Origin of the sequence: Rhodoferax sp. (genome assembly GCF_028715765.1) — a bacterium.
Classification (GTDB): Bacteria; Pseudomonadota; Gammaproteobacteria; order Burkholderiales; family Burkholderiaceae_C; genus Rhodoferax.
In genome coordinates this window covers 26615-45050 of the sequence record NZ_JAQURE010000004.1, presented here as the reverse complement: position 1 = coordinate 45050, position 18436 = coordinate 26615, and the positions used below count along the sequence as shown (strand labels likewise).

The 18436-nt window shown below is 58.4% G+C and carries 17 protein-coding genes; 8 read left to right on the top strand and 9 right to left on the bottom strand.

Annotation, left to right across the window (positions count from 1 at the left end; translation table 11 throughout):
* The first annotated feature begins 74 nt into the window (after positions 1-74).
* The 7 genes from rpsA (at position 75) to PHT20_RS02485 (ending at position 5940) form a co-directional block, all read left to right on the top strand.
* The gene (gene rpsA, locus PHT20_RS02515; protein WP_301019354.1) at positions 75-1781 is read left to right on the top strand and encodes a 30S ribosomal protein S1; all 1707 of its coding nucleotides are present in this window, start codon (positions 75-77) and stop codon (positions 1779-1781) included.
* A 79-nt stretch (positions 1782-1860) separates the two neighbouring features.
* Positions 1861-2163, top strand: coding sequence for an integration host factor subunit beta (locus PHT20_RS02510; protein ID WP_300088004.1), 303 nt, complete (start codon positions 1861-1863; stop codon positions 2161-2163).
* A 59-nt stretch (positions 2164-2222) separates the two neighbouring features.
* Positions 2223-2525 carry a lipopolysaccharide assembly LapA domain-containing protein gene (locus PHT20_RS02505; RefSeq protein ID WP_300088006.1) on the top strand — a complete coding sequence of 101 codons (303 nt, stop codon included), beginning with the start codon at positions 2223-2225 and terminating at the stop codon, positions 2523-2525.
* The gene (gene lapB, locus PHT20_RS02500; protein ID WP_301019285.1) at positions 2515-3672 is read left to right on the top strand and encodes a lipopolysaccharide assembly protein LapB; all 1158 of its coding nucleotides are present in this window, start codon (positions 2515-2517) and stop codon (positions 3670-3672) included. Before PHT20_RS02505 ends, lapB begins: the two co-directional genes overlap by 11 nt.
* Positions 3669-4598 carry a D-glycero-beta-D-manno-heptose-7-phosphate kinase gene (gene rfaE1, locus PHT20_RS02495; RefSeq protein ID WP_301019284.1) on the top strand — a complete coding sequence of 310 codons (930 nt, stop codon included), beginning with the start codon at positions 3669-3671 and terminating at the stop codon, positions 4596-4598. Before lapB ends, rfaE1 begins: the two co-directional genes overlap by 4 nt.
* Complete coding sequence (gene rfaD, locus PHT20_RS02490) at positions 4595-5614, top strand: ADP-glyceromanno-heptose 6-epimerase (RefSeq protein ID WP_301019283.1); 1020 nt, start codon at positions 4595-4597, stop codon at positions 5612-5614. The genes rfaE1 and rfaD overlap by 4 nt, the downstream gene beginning before the upstream one ends.
* Before the next feature lie 23 nt (positions 5615-5637).
* Positions 5638-5940: a helix-hairpin-helix domain-containing protein gene (locus tag PHT20_RS02485; protein WP_300080663.1), complete on the top strand. Its 303-nt coding sequence runs from the start codon at positions 5638-5640 to the stop codon at positions 5938-5940.
* A 115-nt stretch (positions 5941-6055) separates the two neighbouring features.
* Here PHT20_RS02485 and PHT20_RS02480 read toward each other — a convergent pair whose 3' ends face one another.
* From PHT20_RS02480 to PHT20_RS02445, 8 genes are all read right to left on the bottom strand, one after another.
* Positions 6056-6355: a hypothetical protein gene (locus tag PHT20_RS02480; protein WP_300080665.1), complete on the bottom strand. Its 300-nt coding sequence runs from the start codon at positions 6353-6355 to the stop codon at positions 6056-6058.
* 58 nt (positions 6356-6413) lie between these two features.
* Positions 6414-6668: a MoaD/ThiS family protein gene (locus PHT20_RS02475; protein WP_300080668.1), complete on the bottom strand. Its 255-nt coding sequence runs from the start codon at positions 6666-6668 to the stop codon at positions 6414-6416.
* A gap of 34 nt (positions 6669-6702) precedes the next feature.
* On the bottom strand, positions 6703-8091 hold the full coding sequence (locus PHT20_RS02470; RefSeq protein ID WP_301019282.1) for an FAD-dependent oxidoreductase: 1389 nt from the start codon (positions 8089-8091) through the stop codon (positions 6703-6705).
* Between the two features lie 98 nt (positions 8092-8189).
* Entirely contained in the window at positions 8190-10043 is a 1854-nt protein-coding gene (locus tag PHT20_RS02465; RefSeq protein ID WP_301019281.1) for an aldehyde ferredoxin oxidoreductase family protein, read from the bottom strand.
* Between the two features lie 38 nt (positions 10044-10081).
* The gene (locus PHT20_RS02460) at positions 10082-10558 is read right to left on the bottom strand and encodes a 4Fe-4S dicluster domain-containing protein (protein ID WP_300080677.1); all 477 of its coding nucleotides are present in this window, start codon (positions 10556-10558) and stop codon (positions 10082-10084) included.
* 312 nt (positions 10559-10870) lie between these two features.
* Positions 10871-12793 carry a cytochrome c3 family protein gene (locus PHT20_RS02455; protein ID WP_301019280.1) on the bottom strand — a complete coding sequence of 641 codons (1923 nt, stop codon included), beginning with the start codon at positions 12791-12793 and terminating at the stop codon, positions 10871-10873.
* 164 nt (positions 12794-12957) lie between these two features.
* Positions 12958-14337, bottom strand: coding sequence for a sigma-54 dependent transcriptional regulator (locus PHT20_RS02450; protein ID WP_301019279.1), 1380 nt, complete (start codon positions 14335-14337; stop codon positions 12958-12960).
* On the bottom strand, positions 14312-16126 hold the full coding sequence (locus PHT20_RS02445; protein ID WP_301019278.1) for an ATP-binding protein: 1815 nt from the start codon (positions 16124-16126) through the stop codon (positions 14312-14314). The genes PHT20_RS02450 and PHT20_RS02445 overlap by 26 nt, the downstream gene beginning before the upstream one ends.
* An 86-nt stretch (positions 16127-16212) precedes the next feature.
* On the opposite strand from PHT20_RS02445, the gene PHT20_RS02440 reads away from it, so the two are divergent.
* Positions 16213-17346 carry a helix-turn-helix domain-containing protein gene (locus tag PHT20_RS02440; RefSeq protein ID WP_301019277.1) on the top strand — a complete coding sequence of 378 codons (1134 nt, stop codon included), beginning with the start codon at positions 16213-16215 and terminating at the stop codon, positions 17344-17346.
* 33 nt (positions 17347-17379) lie between these two features.
* Here PHT20_RS02440 and PHT20_RS02435 read toward each other — a convergent pair whose 3' ends face one another.
* Positions 17380-18234: a TOBE domain-containing protein gene (locus PHT20_RS02435; RefSeq protein ID WP_301019276.1), complete on the bottom strand. Its 855-nt coding sequence runs from the start codon at positions 18232-18234 to the stop codon at positions 17380-17382.
* Positions 18235-18436 lie beyond the last annotated feature (202 nt).

Below are 18436 nucleotides of genomic sequence, written 5' to 3'. Positions count from 1 at the left end.
TCCCTGCATCGCAATGGTGCGCTAGGGTTGAGGTTCAAATCAATCGTAACCCCACGGCTCACACCGTGAATAACCTGCGCTTAACACCGCATCAAAACATGTCTGAATCTTTTGCCGCCCTATTTGAAGAATCCTTGACACGCACCGAAATGCGTCCTGGCGAAGTCATCACTGCTGAAGTGGTTCGCATCGAACACAGCTTCGTGGTTGTGAACGCTGGCCTCAAATCTGAAGCTTACGTGCCTTTGGAAGAATTCAAAAATGATCAGGGCGAAATCGAAGTCCAAGTCGGCGACTTCGTCTCTGTGGCCATTGGCTCCATTGAAAACGGCTACGGCGACACCATCCTCAGCCGCGACACCGCCAAGCGTCTGGCCTCTTGGATGAGCCTGGAAAAAGCCCTGGAAACTGGCGAATTTGTCACCGGTCAAACCAGCGGCAAGGTCAAGGGTGGCTTGACCGTGTTGGTCAACGGCATCCGCGCCTTCTTGCCTGGCTCTTTGGTCGACACCCGTCCCACCAAAGACCTGTCACCGTACGAAAACAAGACCCTGGAATTCAAGGTCATCAAGCTCGACCGCAAGCGCAACAACGTCGTGTTGTCTCGCCGCGCCGTGGTGGAAGCCTCCATGGGCGAAGAACGCAGCAAGCTGATGAACACGCTCAAAGAAGGCGCCATTGTTCAAGGCGTGGTGAAAAACATCACCGAATACGGTGCGTTTGTCGACCTGGGCGGTATCGACGGCCTGTTGCACATCACCGACATGGCCTGGCGCCGTGTCCGTCACCCCTCTGAAGTGGTGACCGCTGGCCAAGAAATCACCGCCAAGATCCTGAAATTTGACACCGAGAAAAACCGCGTGTCGCTGGGTCTGAAGCAAATGGGTGATGACCCTTGGATGGGCGTGAACCGCCGCTACCCCCAAGGCACACGCATGTTCGGCAAGATCACCAACATTGCCGACTACGGCGCGTTTGTGGAACTCGAACCCGGCATCGAAGGCTTGGTGCACGTGTCTGAAATGGACTGGACCAACAAAAACATTGCACCGAGCAAGATCGTGGCATTGGGTGACGAAGTCGAAGTCATGGTGCTTGAGATTGACGAAGACAAACGCCGCATCAGCCTGGGCATGAAGCAATGCAAGGCCAACCCATGGCAAGAATTTGCCCAAAACACCAAGCGCGGCGACCGCGTCAAGGGTCCAATCAAATCCATCACCGACTTCGGCGTGTTCGTCGGCTTGGCTGCTGGCATTGACGGTTTGGTGCACTTGTCTGACCTGTCTTGGAACGAGCCCGGTGAAGCTGCCGTGCGTGAGTACAAAAAAGGCCAGGAAGTGGAAGCCATCGTGTTGGCCGTGGACGTAGACCGCGAACGCATCAGCCTGGGCATCAAACAGCTCGACTCTGACCCCTTCACAACCTTCGCCACCATCAACGACAAGGGCGCTGTGGTCACCGGCAAGGTCAAGACCGTTGACGCTCGTGGTGCAGAAATCGACTTGGGCGATGACATTTTGGGTTACCTGCGGGCCTCAGAAATCAGCCGTGACCGCGTCGAAGATGCTCGCAACGTGCTCAAAGAAGGCGACGAAGTGACAGCAGTGGTGGTGAATGTGGATCGCAAGACCCGCAACATCCAGTTGTCGATCAAAGCCAAAGACGCTGCTGACCAAAATGAAGCCATGGCCACCTTGAGCCAACAATCGGCACGTGAAAACGCTGGTACCACCAGCTTGGGTGCTTTGTTGCGCGCCAAGTTAGACAACAACAACTGATCTGTTGATGTGTGACTGACCAAACGACCGGTGGCTTTGTGCGCCGGTCGTTTTTTTATTTAATCTTCCTTGTTATCACATGACCCGCTCTGACCTTGTTGCAGAACTTGCTGCTCGCTTTGTGCAACTCACTCAGCGTGATGCTGAGTTTGCAGTCAAAGCCATCCTGGATGCCATGAACGATGCCATGGCCAGCGGAAACCGCATTGAGATTCGTGGTTTTGGCAGTTTTTCTGTCAATCAACGCCTCCCCCGCATGGGGCGCAACCCGCGCAGTGGCGAGAGCGTGGCCATTCCTGGAAAACGCGTGGCTCATTTCAAGCCCGGCAAAGCGTTGCGACTGGCAGTTGACCAGCACGCCGATCTACCTTGCGCACCCTGATGCGCCCTACACCCTGCGCTCGAACGGTGACTTTGCGCTTTTAACCTCTGCCCTTTCCTATGAAACACATGCTGTGGTTGCTGAAGTGGCTCCTGAAAGTCGGCATCTTTTTTACCCTTTTTGCCTTTGCGCTGAACAATCAGCAAGACACCACTGTCAACTTTTTCTTTGGCAAATCATGGCGTGCGCCGCAGGTTTTGATGGTGCTCGGTGCCTTCACTGCGGGTGTGGTGGTGGGCGTGCTGGGCATGCTGCCACGCTGGGTCAGCCATCAAGTGGACAAGACCGCAGCTGCTCAACCTGCGCCGTCCACTGCAACGCCACCGGCTGCTGGCGCGCCGAGTTACGCCGATGGACTTTGATCTGAGTTGGGTGCTGCTGGGGCTGCCCCTGGCTTTTGTCTTGGGCTGGTTGGCCTCCAGGTTTGATTTGCGTCAGTTTCGGCTTGAAAACCGCAGTCATCCCAAAGCCTATTTCAAAGGGCTGAATTTCTTGCTCAATGAGCAGCAAGACCTGGCCATTGATGCCTTCATTGAAGCCGTTCAAAACGACCCCGACACCTCCGAGCTGCACTTTGCGCTGGGCAATTTGTTTCGCCGTCGTGGCGAATACGATCGCGCGGTGCGGGTGCACGAGCATTTGCTCTCACGCGCTGACCTGAGCCAAGCCGACCGTGACCGCGCACAGCACGCGCTGGCACTTGATTTTTTAAAAGCGGGCTTGCTTGACCGTGCCGAAGCCGCCTTGCTCAAACTCGAAGGCACACCTTTTGAGGCACAAGCCAGGCTGTCGCTGCTGGCCAACTACGAACGCAGCCGAGACTGGGCGCAGGCCGCCCAAGTGGCTCACAAGCTCAACCTGGCACAGCCCGGCAGCTTCAGCCCCCGCTTGGCACATTATTTGTGCGAGCAAGCCGCGCAATGTGTCGCTCAAAAACAATGGCAGGAAGCTGAGGCTTTGCTCGCCCAAGCCATTGATCAAGCGCCAGAGGCAGTCCGACCCCGCATGGCACTGGCGCAATTGCAAGACCAAATGGGGCACACGAGCCAAGCCTGGCAGACCTTGGTGAGTGCGCTGACCCTATGCCCCAGCGGCACAGCTTTGATGGCACAGCCTTTGGCCAGCTTGGCGCTGCGCTGTGACCAGGCCCAAAAAACCTACGAACTGCTGCAAAACCTGTATACCAGCCACCCTTGCCTGGATGTGCTGGAAGCGGTGGTCACCCTCTCCAAGGCGCTGTCTGACGATGCCACCAGCGCGCGGCAGTGGTATGCCCGCCACCTTGAAAAAACCCCGTCGCTGGTGGCGGCCAGCCAATGGATTGCCGGTGAAAAGTTGGAACACGAACAATTTCATCCGCAGGTGCAGCGTGCCTTAGAGCATGCCGTCACGCCTTTGCTGCGTTTTCGCTGCGCCGCTTGCGGCTTTGAGGCCACACAACATTTTTGGCAATGCCCTGGCTGCCAAACCTGGGACAGCTACCCGCCTGAGCGGGTTGAAGAACTATGAAAATCTCAAAAGAAAAATTGGCCAGTGCGCGCGTGCTGGTGGTAGGTGATGTGATGCTGGATCGCTACTGGTACGGCGCGGTCGACCGCATCAGCCCCGAGGCACCGGTGCCTGTGGTGCGCGTCACCCGCGAAGAAGAGCGCAACGGTGGTGCCGCCAACGTGGCCTACAACGTGGTCACACTCGGCGCCCAGTCGTCGCTATTGACCGTGGTGGGGGACGACGAAGCCAGTCACAAGCTTGAAGCGCTGGTGGCCAAAACTGGCATCCAAACCCACTTTGGCCGCGATGCGCAACTCAAAACCACCGTCAAACTGCGTGTGATTGGGCGCCAGCAGCAGCTGCTGCGCATGGACTTTGAAAACACGCCGCAAACCGAAGTGCTGGCCAGTCAAACCGCCACCTTCATTGAGCTTTTACCCAGCCATCAGGCGGTGCTGTTTTCTGACTACGGCAAAGGTGGTTTGGCGCATGTCAGCGACATGATTGCGCGTGCCCAAGCCGCTGGCACACCCATTTTGATTGACCCCAAAGGCGCCGACTATTCGCGCTACCAGGGCGCCACCGTCATCACCCCCAACCGTGCTGAACTGCAGCAGGTCATCGGCCACTGGAGCTCAGAGGCCGAGCTGCTGAGCAAAGTGCAAGCCTTGCGCACCCAACTGCACCTGCAGGCGGTGCTGTTGACCCGCAGTGAAGAAGGCATGACCTTGTTTGATGCACAAGGTGCCTTGCATGTCAGCGCCCAAGCTCGTGAGGTGTTTGATGTCACCGGTGCCGGCGACACCGTCATTGCCACCATGGCCGCCTTGGTGGCAGCAGGCTATGGCTTGCGCGAAGCCTTGCCGCTGGCCAACCGCGCCGGTGGCCTGGTGGTGGGCAAATTTGGCACCGCTACTGTTTCTTATGAGGAGTTGTTTGCATGACAAGAATTGTGGTTACCGGTGCAGCCGGTTTTATTGGTTCCAACCTGATCAAAGGGCTCAACGCGCGCGGCATGCGCGACATCATTGCGGTTGATGACCTGACGCAAGGCGACAAATTTCGCAATTTGGCCGACCTGCAAATCAGCGACTATGTTGATGCCGATGAGTTTTACGACGACTATGCCAGCGGCAGTTACGGCCAGGTCGAAGCCATTTTTCATGAAGGCGCGTGCAGCGACACCATGGAAATGAATGGCAAGTACATGATGCAAAACAACTTTGCCACCTCGGTCAAGTTGTACCAAGCCTGCCAAAAGCGCGGTGCGCGGCTGCTGTATGCCTCCAGCGCTGCCACCTATGGCGGCTCTGACACATTTCGTGAAGACCCCGCATTTGAGCGCCCACTGAACGTCTATGGCTACTCCAAACTGCTGTTTGACCAACGCATGCGCCAAGAATGCGGCCATGAATTTCACCGCGCTTTTGCTGGCAAAACCATGCAGGTGGTGGGTTTCAGGTACTTCAATGTGTATGGCCCGCGCGAGCAGCACAAGGGCCGCATGGCCAGCGTGGCGTTTCACCAGTTCAACCAATTCAAGGCCGAGGGCAAGGTCAAGCTGTTTGGCGAATACGGTGGCTACGCAGCGGGCGCGCAAATGCGCGACTTTGTCTTCATTGACGACGTGGTGGCGGTCAACCTCTGGTTTTTTGACCACCCCGGCGTGTCTGGCATTTTCAATTTAGGCACCGGCCGCGCCCAGCCTTTCAATGATGTGGCCAGTGCCACTGTCAACGCGCTGCGCCAGCTCAACGGCCAAGCCGCTTTGCCGTTGGACGAGTTGATGGCCCAAGGGCTGCTTGAATATGTGCCGTTTCCAGAGGCCTTGCGCGGCAAATACCAGTGCTACACCCAGGCCGACCTCACGGCGCTGCGTGCCACTGGCTGCGACCACGTGTTTGCCGATGTGCACACCGGGGTCAGCAGCTATGTAGCGAATTTGGCGCAACAGGGTTGAGTCACCCACACCGAGGGCATGTGATGCTAAAAAAATTAGTCACCCTGTGTGCACTGTGCACCGCGTTGGCCTGCCTGGCCGCCATCGACCTCAACCAAGCCTCTGAGGCCGAGCTCGACAGCATCAAAGGCGTGGGGCCTGGCACTTCAAGCAAAATTTTGGCTGAACGAAAAAAAGCACCATTCAAAGACTGGAACGATGTCATCACCCGGGTGCAAGGCATTGGCGCGCGCAAAGCCGCCAACTTTTCAGCCGAAGGGGTCACAGTCAACGCCCTGCCCTTTGCGCCCGTGCACCCGGCCATACCAGCCAAGTCTGGGCACTGACCCAAACCTCATCAACACGCTCAGCGCAAGCCAGAGCCATGACGGTTAATTGCTATTTCATTTGTAGCTGCTTAAGCTTTATCCATAAGCGCTAGAGGCCAATTTGGCTTACAAGCTAGCCGCCACCGCGCTGCATGTACAAATCAAAGCGTTTCATGAAGGTGTAACGCTGCGCATCGTCCAGCCCGGCAAAGCGAAAGCTCACCCTGAGCACCGGCATGCGCACCAAGCCAATCACCCGCGGGGCGGCCACCTGCCACTTCAAGCCCAGCGCACCATCGTCAATGCGTACACCGGCCGTGCCAGTCTGAAGTTTCCAGTGCCTGTCACCCACGGCAGCGGGCAGCCAGCGCAGCCAATCGGCCTCAGTGCAAGCCATTTCACGGTCAAAACGCTCAGCGTAAAATGCTTGCATATTGATAGCTACTCATGCTTATAGAATAAGCTCTAGATGCCAATTTCTTATACAAACATCAGCCCCCAGCAATGGGTGGCCAAATGGCCAAGGCATCGCCTTCGTTGAGGGTTTTACCCGCCCGCTGGTCTGCCGCCACGTAGGTGCCGTTGACAAGCACCAAATGCACCAATTTTTCTGGCAAACGGTGCTGCTCAATGAGTTGCGCAATGGTGGTCTCAGGCGCAATGTCCAGCGCCACCACATTGGTGTACTTGGACTCAGGTGGCAAATAGTCAGTGAGTGAGGCAAACAGTTTGAGTGTGATTTTCATAAGTTGGAACACCTCCATTGACATTCACGTCACTTTATCGCCGACGTTCGTCCTGCGCACCCGACCAGTGGCCTTGCCCTTGCGCGCTGGCCAGATAAGCCTCCATCAACAAGGTAGGGTCTTGTTTCAAGGTGTCAGCCCAGCCCCCAAGTTTGATCTGGCCTTCCACCAGCCCACGCATCACACCCACGTGCTCGGTCCAGCCGACGCTGTTGCAACCCACCAGCACATCGTCCTTGAACTGCAGGCTCAGGTGACGGCCAGCGGCCTTGTCGGTCAATTCCACATGCGCCCCACCGGGCACACCCTGCCAGTCGCCAAAGCTGCTGGAAATCAGCCCCAGCGTGTCAAGCACGTTGATTTGCGTCACGCCTTTGAGTTCGGTCGTGGGGGGCTGGCCTTTTGAATAAGCCACCATGTTGGCTGCGGCCACGCGGGCTTGCTCGGCGGCGTTGGGCTGGATGGCGCTGACAATCATCTTGCCACTGACTTTGTCCAGGGCCTCGGCGCAATCCCCTGCGGCATACACACCGGGCACGTTGGTTTGCAGGTGCTCGTCCGTCAACACCCCCAGCAAGCAGGTGATGCCAGAGTTTTCCAGGTAACCAATGGCCGGGCGCACACCGGCCGCGCTGATGACCAAATCTGCCTGCACTGTGGTGCCATTGGAGAGCTTGACATTCAACACCGGTGAATGATGTTCGCCAGCGTCCGACGAGCCCACGCCTGAACCAATACCGACTGTGCTGGCAATTTTCTCCAGCAAGCTGGGCTCAGGCGCGGCTTGCGGCTCAATCGACTCAACCCTTGTGCTGGTGAACACCTGCACACCTTTGGCATCGACCCAGTCGCGGATCATGCCGCCGGCAGTGGGGCCCATCATGCGCGGCACCATGCGGTCGCCCATTTCCACCACGCTCAATTTCACGCCACGTGCCGCCAGCGCTTCCATGATGATGCAGCCAATGAAGCCAGCGCCAAGCTGCAGCACCCGGGCACCGGGTTTGGCCAGTTGCATGATGGCGCGGGCATCGGCCAGCGTCCAGCAGGTGTGCACGCCAGCTGACTTGATGCCAGGAATGGGCGGGCTTACCGGGTGCGAACCCGTAGCCACCAACAAGGTGTCAAAGTGGAGCATTTCACCGTTTTTGAGCACCACTGTTTTGGTAGCAGCCTGCACAGACTGCACGCGGTTTTGAACCACTTTGATTTTCAAATCGGCAAAGTGGCTGGGGGTTTTCCGCAGGTAAGTGCCAGACTCAATGATGTTGCCCATCAGCAGGTAGGGAATGGCCATGCGCGAGTAAGACGGCTCGGGCTCGTCGCCGATGAGGGTGATGGCATCCAGCGGTGCCAATTTGCGAATGCTTTCGGCGGCAATGACACCGGCTGGGCCTGCGCCCAGGATGACGTGGTGGGTCATGATGATTTCTCCAGAAAAAAGCGGTCGTGGAAGACCGCTTGTTTGATGTTCGGGGTCAGAGCACACACCCTGCGGGCGGTGATCTGACCCCAATTAACCTACAGGCTCAAGCGTTCGCGGGTTTCAGCGGTGGGGCGGCCTTCAGCGTCCCAGCCACGGGCTTGGTAGTACAGCGGCAGCATGGTGGCCAACTCGTTGAACTTGCCTTTGGCGGGGCCAGTTTTGCAGGCACCCTCGGCGCTGGTCAGGCGTGCGGGCAGGCTGTCATCGGCCTTGGTGAAGCCAGCACGGTTGTTGAACTCACGCTCCATGTTCCAGATGCGCTCGCCAATCAGTGCCAGCTCTTCAATGGTGTACTGGTCGCCACAGGCGGCGGAGATTTGCGGCGCCAGGTCTTGCAGACCCCAGGCAAAGGTGGTGAAGATGCACAAACCGCTTGAGTCAAAAGCAGCCGTAGCGTCTTGGAAGGCCTTGACCAATTCTGGCTTGCCTTGCGATTCAAGCGGGTCGGTCTTGACCGGGATGCCCAGAATCTCGGACGCAATGGTGTAACCGCGCAGGTGGCAACCGCCCCGGTTGCTGGTGGCGTAGGCCAAGCCGATACCTTGAATGGCACGGCCGTCATAGGCCGGAAATTCCTGGCCTTTGCTGGACATGCTGAGTTCCGGGTGACCATATTTGGCGGTCAGGCGTTTGGAGCCCTGGCCAATTTCCTTGCCGAAGCCGCGCCCGTTGACGGTTTCTTCAGCCAAAAAGGCCAGTGCACGCGCCGAGCCAAACGGGGCTTCGATGCCGATTTGCTCTTTGGTCAGCACGCCCATGCCGTAGAGCTCCATCACCGCGCCCACCGTGGCACCAAAGCTGATCGGGTCAATGCCTTCTTCGTTGCACAGCAGGTTGGCGTACTGCAGGCATTCCAGGTCGTTCACGCCGTTGGCCGCGCCCAGCGCCCAAGCTGCTTCGTACTCGAGACCGCCGTTGGCACCGCGGTATTGCGGCTTGTTCTCGATGGTGAAGTGGCCTTCGTCCATTTTGCTGATGCGCCCGCAAGCAATGGTGCACCCAAAGCAGGCCTGGTTCGTCACCAGGTGTTTTTTGCCGTCGGTGGCGCGCGGTTTGGCCATGGCTTCAGCGCCAATGTCCATCGCACCTTCAAACTGGTTGTCCGTGTGGTTGCGGGTGGGCAAGCCACCCACTTCGTTGATCACGCTCATCAGCACTTGTGTGCCCATGGCCGGCAAGCCGGTGCCGGTGACACCGTTGTCGGCCAGCACTTTTTTGGCGGCTTTGGTGGCAGCCATGAAAGCTTTCGGGTCTTTGATGTTGCCCACACCTTTGGTGCCGCGCACGGCAATGGCCTTGAGGTTTTTGCTGCCCATGACCGCGCCCACGCCAGAGCGGCCTGCCGCACGGTGCAGGTCGTTGACCACGGCGGCAAACAGCACGCCGTTTTCACCGGCTTTGCCAATGCTGGAGACGCGGGTCAAGGGGTCTTGCAGGCCTTTCTTGATAATTTCTTCGGTCTGCCAGACGCTTTGACCCCACAGGTGGGCAGCATCGCGCAACTCGGCCACGTCGTCGTTGACATACAGGTAAACCGGTTTCTCGGATTTGCCTTCAAAAATGACCATGTCCCAGCCGGCCATCTTGAACTCAGCACCCCAGTAGCCACCCGAATTGGAACAGGCAATGGCACCCGTCAGCGGGCCTTTGGTGATGACGGTGTAGCGGCCACCGGTAGAAGCCATGGTGCCTGTGAGCGGGCCAGTGGCCCAGATGATTTTGTTGTCAGCAGACAGCGGGTCAACTTTGGCATCAACTTCTTCGACCAGGTACTTGGTACCCAGGCCGCGTGAGCCGATGTAGCTTTGCGCCCATTCCATGTTGAGAGGTTCAGACTTGACGGTGCCTGCGGTCAAGTTAACGCGGAGTATTTTTCCAGCCCATGACATAGTGATGTCTCCTAAATGAGTTGTGTGTTGAGGTGGGGTCAGGCGGCTGTGGTTTGGTTGCCAAGTTTGTCGGCCCACTGTTCCATCTTGCTTAAGCCCGTCCAATTGGCATCAATGAAGGTGATGGCACCGGTGGGGCAGGCTTCAGCGCATGCGGGCTCGCCGCCGCACAGGTCGCACTTTTGCACCTTGCCAGTCTCCTGGACGTAATTGATGGTGCCAAACGGGCAGGCAATGGTGCAGACCTTGCAGCCCACGCAAGTGGATTCGTTCACCACTTTGGCGCCGGTGAGCTTGTCCACCGTGATGGCTTCTACCGGGCACGCATGCAAGCACCAGGCTTCGTCGCACTGGGTGCAGGTGTAAGGCACTTTCTTGCCGGTGTGATGGAAGTTGAATACCTTGATGCGCGATTTGGCGGTGGCGAAAGTGCCGTAGTTCTCGAAAGAACAGGCCATTTCGCACTGCAGACAGCCGGTGCATTTGTCTGCGTTGATGTGCAACACCTTTTGCATGTGTATGTCTCCTGTAGGTAGAAAAATCTGAACGCGACTTAGGTAAGACCGTTCTTATGAAATCGAATGCATAGCGATTGTTCGTTTTTGCAGGTCAGTACCACCTAGGACTAACCCTAATGCACGCGGGGTGAGCTTCATTCATTCTCAAAATGAGACAGGTTGGGCGTAAAAAAACCGCCGAACATGTCGGCGGTTTTTGGAGAACTTGGGGTCAGACCACTTTGCGTAGCAAATGTGCCCTGACCTAACTTACGACCTTGGGGTCAGACCACTTTGCGCAGCAAATGTGCTCTGACCCCAACTGACTAACTAGAGCTTCTTCACATCATGGCAAGCCGCACCACAGGCATTGGTATACGGGATCGGCATGGCTGCATTGGCTGCCACACCCTTGACACCCTTGTTGTCCTTGCGTGGCACGTCGTAGATATGCGAGGTGATGTCGTTCATCCAGTAGTTCTTACCATCGGCCGCTACCAGACCCTTGCCCATACCGGCACCACTCTGCATGGTCTTGGTACCGTGGCAGCTGTTGCAGGTGACTTTGCTCACATCGACCGTGCACTTGGCTTTATCGGCCAGGTGCGCCTTCAAGTCCACCTTGTTGGTGTGGCAGGTGGTGCACGACGCGGTCGATTTGGGGTCTTGCGTCAGCTGGTGCGCAAACTTGGCATCGCCATGCGGGCTGTGGCAGCTGGAGCAAGCCACCAGTTGGGTGCCGTTGCGGTACTTACTGGACTTGATGAAGTCCGTGCCTTGCTGATGGTGCGCCTTGGAGTGCAAGCCGTCAGCCCAGTAGCTACCCTTGGCCGCGTCTTCACGGAGGGTGAACTCTTTCAGGAAAGCGTTGCGCGAGGTACCCGGCAGCATCATCTGGTTGGCGGCATTCACCGGCTGGTCGTTCTTCAGATACCCTTGCGGACGGCTGTGGCACTGTACGCAAATCATCACTTCACGCTCTGCTGCTAGCTTGTTGGGGCTGACGATGCTGGCGAACTTGGCCAAACCTTTGGCCGCCTTGTGCGCAGATCCTGGGCCGTGACAGGTTTCGCAGCCCATGTTCATTTCATTGAGCTTGCCGTCGCCATCCACGTCCATCTCACCATTCGGGTCGGTGGCCGAGCTGGCGATGTAGGCACCCGCCGCGTTCTTGGTCAGGCTGTAACCGTTGTAGTGACAAGAGGCACACTCTTTCTCGAACGACTTTTCCTTGGACGGGTCGGTCAGCTTGTTCGTTTTTTCACTGAACAGCCAATCAGAGTGGTAATCGCGCCATTGTTTGCGACCCCGGTCGGCAAAGCTATCGTCACCCAGCTGATTGAACTGGACAAACGGGAACAGGTTCGCACCCACGCGGTACAGATAACGTTGCTTGTACACGCCGCCGCCATACGCCGCATCGACCGGGTAGACACGTGGCGCATCGGCCGGGTTGCGCAGGTTGCTGGTGCGGAATTTGAGCTTGCCGTCGCTGTCTTTAAAGAAGGTGGCGGTAAAGCTGGCGCTGGCCAGGTCGGCCGGAGCCTTGGTACTGATCAGGTATTTGTCAAAACTGCGCTTGCCGTCATAGCCATGGAACCAGAACGTGGTGCCAGCCATTAACTTGTTCAGACCCTTGTTGACTTCTGGAAATCGTGAATAGTCTTGCAGGCCGCTGGGCTTGCCCACCACCTGGATGCCCAAGCGGTGCATGGTTTGCTTGAAGTGCTCTTTGTCGTCATGACACTCCATGCAGTCCGATGTACCCACGTAGGTTGCCCCTGCCGGGGTATTGCCCGACAGCTTGACGGTGACCGGTTTGGCAGCCAACTCCGTGGTGTTCAAAGCCTTGCGCGTCAGCGAACCGCCCGGCAGGTGCGTGGCATCACCAGGTTCCGCATACACAAAATAATTGCCTGCGGGCACGCTGGAAAAATCAAACTCGCCCCGGGCGTTGGTCTTGGCGTGCAGGTAGCGGTCGCGATGGGCATTGAGGTTGTCCTCCAGCGGTTCGTCATTGACAGAGTCCTTTTTGATCACCACTGGCGTTTTGGCCATTGCCGCCACATCGGCGGCCGGGATCAACCAGACTGTGGCTCCCGCAATTTTCTGGAAGCGTTCAGCCGTACCGTTTTCAACCACGCCTTTGATGGGCGCATTGGCAGTGAGTTGTCCGCCGGGCTGCATACAGCCCCCTAACAGCAACCCACCGGCCAGCGCAATCAGGCTGGCTTTGAATCTCTGCATTTTCATCATGACCTCGTTTTGTAGAAAGAACACACGGCCGGTCACGCATGATTTGTGCCACGCAACATCTGCCCGCACACCGCGAAAAACAGGGAAATCGACTGCGTCAACGCCGATTAACCGTCACAAAATAATGACAGCTGTCATTCACTAGTGACAAACTAAAACTCTCAAGGCTTGATGTCGAACCCCCAGCGCTTCATCCGCACGTACAGGTTTTGACGTGGCGAACCGCTCAGCCGGGCGGCCTCCGACATGTTGCCTTTGCTGGCGGCCAGCAGACGCTTGAGGTAATCACGCTCAAAATCGGCGCGCGCATCCTGGTAAGCCAGACTGCCGGGGTTCACGTCGTCGGACACAGCGACAACGCACTCTGGTGCCTGTAACGCTTGCAGATTCAGATGCGCCTCGTCAACCGGGCCATCGGCCTGCATGGCCACCACCCGCTCCATGCAGTGCTGCAATTCACGCACATTGCCAGGCCAGGCTTGCGCGTCCAGCGCCTGCGCAGCCGCCGCGGTCAACGGGCCGCAATGCTTGCCAAATTTGGCGTTGTAATGCTCCAAAAAGTGCAGCGCCAGCCGCACCACGTCGCCCTTGCGCTCGCGCAACGGTGGCAGCGTCAAGGCCACCACGTTGATGCGGTAAAACAGGTCTTCCCGAAAGCGCCCGGCTTTGACTTCGCCCGCCAGGTCACGGTTGGTGGCGCAAATCAGGCGAAAGTCGGTGCTGCGCATGTGCGTGCTGCCCAGCCGGCGAAAACTGTGGTTCTGCAACACGGTCAACAGGCTGCTTTGCAGCTTGGGGCTCATGTCGGCTATTTCGTCCAAAAACAGGTTGCCACCGTCGGCCTTTTCAAAATACCCGGCATTGGACTGATTGGCACCGGTGAATGCGCCTTTGTCGTAGCCAAACAGCAGGCTTTCCAGCAGCGACTCGGGCAGGCCGCCGCAGTTCACTTCCAGAAAGGGCTGGTTAGCACGCTGACTCCAATGGTGGATGAGTCGGGCACACACGTCTTTGCCCGTGCCGCTTTCGCCTTGCAGCAACACGGTGGTGTCCAACCCGGCCACCTGGCGCAATTGGCTCACCAGTCGTTCCATGGCGCTGCAATGGCCCACCAGCAGTGGCGTGTCTTTTGCTGCATTCAGGCGCTGGCGCAGGCTGTCAATCTCGCGGTACGCTGCATCAAACTCCAGCGCCTTGCCAATCACTGCCTCCAGCGCTTCCAGGTCTTCAAAGGGTTTGCTCAGGTAATCAAACAGGCCTTCGCGCACGGCGGCCACCGCATCACGCACGTCGGCAAAGCCGGTCATCAAAATGGCCACCATGCGCGGGCGCTGCAAGCGAAACTCACGCAACAAATCCAGCCCATGGTGCTGCGGCAGGCGTTGATCCATCAACACCAGGTTGAAGTCGTGCGCGGCAAACAAAGTGCGCGCCGCCTCGCCCTCATCGGCCAGAAAGACCTGTGCCGTGTTGCGCAGCAACTGCTCGATCAGCGTGCGCGTGTAACGGTCATCATCAACCACCAAAATCTTGGGCAACATCTGAAGTACCTGGTAGAGAGTTAGCGCTTGGCACAGTGGCCTGCTGTGGCAACCAAATTGCAAATTGCGTGCCACCTGCTGGCAGGGCGCTCACCGTTACATAACCCTGGTGCAGCAAAGCCACGTGCTGCACCACCGGCAAGCCCAGGCCCGTACCATCGCTACGGGTCGTGAAAAAGGGCACGAACAGTTTGTCCAATACTTTCGGGTCAATGCCATGGCCGTGGTCAAGTACCGCCAGCAACCAGCCGGGTGCGCCCGTCTCTGCGTGCGGCGTTGGCGTGAGGCTGATCACCACTGGCTGGTCATCAGCCGAGGCTTGCGCCGCATTGATCAACAAGTTAAAAAGGGCATGCCGCATCAGAATCGGGTCCATCGAGAGCACCACCGGGTGCGCTGGCAACGCAAGCTCCACCGGGATTTGCCGGCGCACAGTTTGATGAAACAGCAGCACCGTGTCGGCAATCACCTGTGTCAAATTGGCCGGATGGCAGTCAAACTTGGATACCTTGGCAAAGCGCAACATGGCGGCGATGAAGGTGTGGCAATCTTCCCCCGCACGCCGAATCTCGGCCAGCAGTTCACGAGTGCGATCAGGGTCACCCAGCTCGCGTTGCGCCAGTTGCGCCAGGTTCACCACCCCGACCAACGGGTTGTTGAGCTGATGCGCGATTTCGCCCACCATGGTGCCCAAGGCCGAGAGTTTCTCGATTTGCAAAATGCGGGCGTGTTCGGTGTCCAGGCGCAGCAGCTGGTGCTCAAGGTCATGCTGGCGCTGGTAATCACGCTCAACTCGGTCAAGTGCCACATAAAACAGCCCCAGCACAAAAGCCCCCACTCCCAGGCTCATCAAAATGACCGTCACAATCGAACTCTGAAACGTTTTCTGCAAGCCTGAAATATCGCGCATCACCACCAAGTCGCCAATGCGTCGGCCATTCGCATCGTCCATCGGCAACAGCGCCAGGTGCATGGTCTGTTGACCCTGGGTAAATACATGGGTTGCACCGCCACGCAAATACGCCAGCACGGCATCGTTCAAGGCCACCGGGGTGGGATCAGCGGTATTGGCCACCATCACCTGATCGGCAAAGTGGTTCCAATTACCCTGGCGTTGAAGCATGTCCAGGCCATGATGCCACTGCTGCACTGGCAAAAACTGCTTGTCCACCAGCACAAACAAATCCACCGCCAGGCTGTCATGGATTTCTTGCATCAGATGGCCAATTTCCTCCCCCATTTCGACATAGCCCAGCACCCCGTTGGCGCTTGGCCAGGGCGACACCACCCGCAAGGTCAGCGTGCCCAGTGCCCCCAATTCGAGCCCATGGGTCACCCGGTTCTGACGGCGCGCCTGCACCGTGGTGGAGCGCGTGATTTCATCGCCAAACTCGGTCGGACTGTGCAAGCGCACCAGGTTGACCAGCTCCGGGTTATCAAAATAAAGGTGAGTGATGCGGGACTGCGCACGCAAGCTGTCAAACATCGGCCCCGCCGCAACCAGCAAGGCCTGCCGATCCTGGCGGGCAAACGCAGTGCCAATAGGTGGAATACCCTGCATGGTCTGCAGCACGGCGCGCATCAGATTGGTGTCTTTGTCCAATTTTTGCGACACCAGCCTGGATACCGCGTTGACGCGCTCAGACAGCGCTCGGTCACGCACCTGCACTTGCAGAAAATACGTGGCTGCCACAAACACCAGCAACACAAAAGCAAGCACCAGCGCCAGGGGCCACATCAAACTGGCCTTGACCCTTCGCGGTGGGGAAATGGTGGACTTGAATTTCATGCTGCGCTGAACTGTACCGCCAACCCGGCCAACCACGGGGTCATTTTTGCGCTAGATTCGGGGCCACGTCATCTAGATTCAAGTCTGTGCACACAAACTCAAATTCCCCTCAACCCACGCCGCGCCTGACGCAGATTGCGCTGGCACGCCAAGCGGCGTTAAGCCAAAGCCAGCCCTTGAGCCCCGGCTGGGTTGCCCCCTGGGTGGAGCGCTCCTGGCAACGCTGCCTGAGTTTGGGCATGCAACCCCAGGGTTCGGTGGCTTTTGACCAAATCACGGCAGTGCAGTTGAGCCACACCCTGCAGGCCAACCACGGGCTGATAGCCGCTGCACAACCTATTTTGCAAGGCTTGGCACGCGCCATCGTCAACACCCGCTACTTTGCTATTTTGACCAACGCCCAGGGCGTGGTGGTCGATGCCTGTGGTGCCATTGACCACACCGACCGGCGCGCCCACCTGATCACCCGTGTGGGCACGGATTTGTCTGAGCGCAGCATCGGTACCACCGCCATCGGCACGGCATTGACCGAGCTGCAACCCGTGTGGCTGCACCGGGGTGAGCATTTCTTTGAAGCCACTTCCAGCTACAGTTGTGCCGGTGCACCCCTGTTCGGCCCCGACGGCACTTGCGTGGGCATGCTGGATGTAACCGGAGTCGATGCGCAAGAGCGCCCCGAGCTCAAACACCTGGTGCGCCAATCGGCCAGCAAGATCGAAAACGCCCTGCTCACAGCCCAAAACCATACCCTGCTGCTGCGGCTGAACTGGCCCGGCAATACGCTGGGCAGTGAGGCCGACGGCCTGTTGTGTCTGGACGCAGATGGCTGGATCACCGGAGCCAACCGGGTGGCACGCCAGATGGTTCCCGGCCTGGGCGGCCCCGGGCTCGCAGCGGTGCACCTCAGCGACGTGTTTGGCCTGCCCTATGAGCAGCTGTTTGATGCCGCCAAACGCATCGGGGTGGTCATGGAATTGCCACTGTGGAGCGGCTTACGTCTGCACGCCCAGGTGCTTGCCCACACCCAAGAATCGACCCCCTTGCCACACCCCAGTGCTTTACCCACCCAGGCCTTGCGTGACGTACAAGCCGCCATGATCCGAAAAGCGCTGGACGATGCACGTGGCCATGTCGGCCAGGCGGCACGCACTTTAGGCATCAGCCGCGCCACGCTGTACCGCAAGCTCGGAGCCAAAGACAAAGACCAGACCCAAGGTTGACTCCCCGTGCTCGGCTGAACGCCAGCTTCGGTATTACCCGGCCAACCCCACCACCAATGAAGACGTGCCCATGCGCGCCACCGCGCTCTGCCCCAGCGCCGCGGCAAACGGATGCGTGGCAAACCCGACCCAGTGACCACCGCCGTCCAGTGCCAGCACCACTTCGTCGCGTCCCTGGCCCGGGGTGACCCGCGCCACCCGACCCACGAGCTGACAGTCACCGGCCAGGGCTTGAGCGGCGGCCTCGGACTCGTCGGCGCGGGCTGTCATGGTGTTTGCCGACTCAGCTGCCGCGACCCCAGCGGTCACTTCTGCCTTGACCTCTGCGGTCACCGCCAGCACCTGCACTGCCGTGGCCTTGCACAACACCAACACCGCCAAGCCGGGGGCCAGCCCCAGCAAATCAGCACTTTCCCAGGTGATGCTCGACTGCAGCAGCGCGCCACCCGGCGTTTGCAGTGTCACCGTGGCCATTGGGTCATGCGGGGCCAGCGCCTCACAACGCAGCACAGTGCAAGGCAACTGGTTGCGCATGCTGGTGCGCAAGCCCAATCCGCCTGCCAGCGCCGCGCCACCCGCAAAACGTGACAGCACTTGCTGGCGTGCCCTGGCCAGTTCATCGGCCAGCGCCAGCAGTGCCAGCCCCTGCGCGGTGATGCGCGCGCCGCCACCACCACTGCCGCCCACGGTGCGGTCTACCAGCGCCACACCGCTCAAGTTGGTCAAGGTGTCAATGGCCTGCCAGGCCGCTTTGTAGCTGATGCCCACTTGGCGCGCGGCCTCGCTGATAGAGCCCGACTGCCCCACCAGCCGCAGCACCTCCAGGCGCCGGTCACTGGCGGAGTCGGTCAGGGCGGCGGTCAAGGTGGTGCTGTTGTCCGTATTCATTCGGGCATTGTGGCATATCAATTTTAATAGCTCCTTACACTTATAAATAAAGGGCTAGAGGCTTATTTTATTCATAATTTATTTAAAAAATAGGCACCTGACAGCCACACTGATCGGGCGCGTCTCGCGGTCAATCTTCGGGCTGCTATCATCGCTATTCCATTTAAGAATAGCGAATCATCCCTTTCTTTATCCTTTTTTC

What these genes read in the sequence shown, in the direction of transcription:
- PHT20_RS02510 (WP_300088004.1), top strand. Translation starts at nt 1,861, where the DNA reads ATGACCCGCTCTGACCTTGTTGCAGAACTTGCTGCTCGCTTTGTGCAA.
- PHT20_RS02505 (WP_300088006.1), top strand. Translation starts at nt 2,223, where the DNA reads ATGAAACACATGCTGTGGTTGCTGAAGTGGCTCCTGAAAGTCGGCATC.
- lapB (WP_301019285.1), top strand. Translation starts at nt 2,515, where the DNA reads ATGGACTTTGATCTGAGTTGGGTGCTGCTGGGGCTGCCCCTGGCTTTT.
- rfaE1 (WP_301019284.1), top strand. Translation starts at nt 3,669, where the DNA reads ATGAAAATCTCAAAAGAAAAATTGGCCAGTGCGCGCGTGCTGGTGGTA.
- rfaD (WP_301019283.1), top strand. Translation starts at nt 4,595, where the DNA reads ATGACAAGAATTGTGGTTACCGGTGCAGCCGGTTTTATTGGTTCCAAC.
- PHT20_RS02485 (WP_300080663.1), top strand. Translation starts at nt 5,638, where the DNA reads ATGCTAAAAAAATTAGTCACCCTGTGTGCACTGTGCACCGCGTTGGCC.
- PHT20_RS02480 (WP_300080665.1), bottom strand. Translation starts at nt 6,355, where the DNA reads ATGCAAGCATTTTACGCTGAGCGTTTTGACCGTGAAATGGCTTGCACT.
- PHT20_RS02475 (WP_300080668.1), bottom strand. Translation starts at nt 6,668, where the DNA reads ATGAAAATCACACTCAAACTGTTTGCCTCACTCACTGACTATTTGCCA.
- PHT20_RS02470 (WP_301019282.1), bottom strand. Translation starts at nt 8,091, where the DNA reads ATGACCCACCACGTCATCCTGGGCGCAGGCCCAGCCGGTGTCATTGCC.
- PHT20_RS02465 (WP_301019281.1), bottom strand. Translation starts at nt 10,043, where the DNA reads ATGTCATGGGCTGGAAAAATACTCCGCGTTAACTTGACCGCAGGCACC.
- PHT20_RS02460 (WP_300080677.1), bottom strand. Translation starts at nt 10,558, where the DNA reads ATGCAAAAGGTGTTGCACATCAACGCAGACAAATGCACCGGCTGTCTG.
- PHT20_RS02455 (WP_301019280.1), bottom strand. Translation starts at nt 12,793, where the DNA reads ATGAAAATGCAGAGATTCAAAGCCAGCCTGATTGCGCTGGCCGGTGGG.
- PHT20_RS02450 (WP_301019279.1), bottom strand. Translation starts at nt 14,337, where the DNA reads ATGTTGCCCAAGATTTTGGTGGTTGATGATGACCGTTACACGCGCACG.
- PHT20_RS02445 (WP_301019278.1), bottom strand. Translation starts at nt 16,126, where the DNA reads ATGAAATTCAAGTCCACCATTTCCCCACCGCGAAGGGTCAAGGCCAGT.
- PHT20_RS02435 (WP_301019276.1), bottom strand. Translation starts at nt 18,234, where the DNA reads ATGAATACGGACAACAGCACCACCTTGACCGCCGCCCTGACCGACTCC.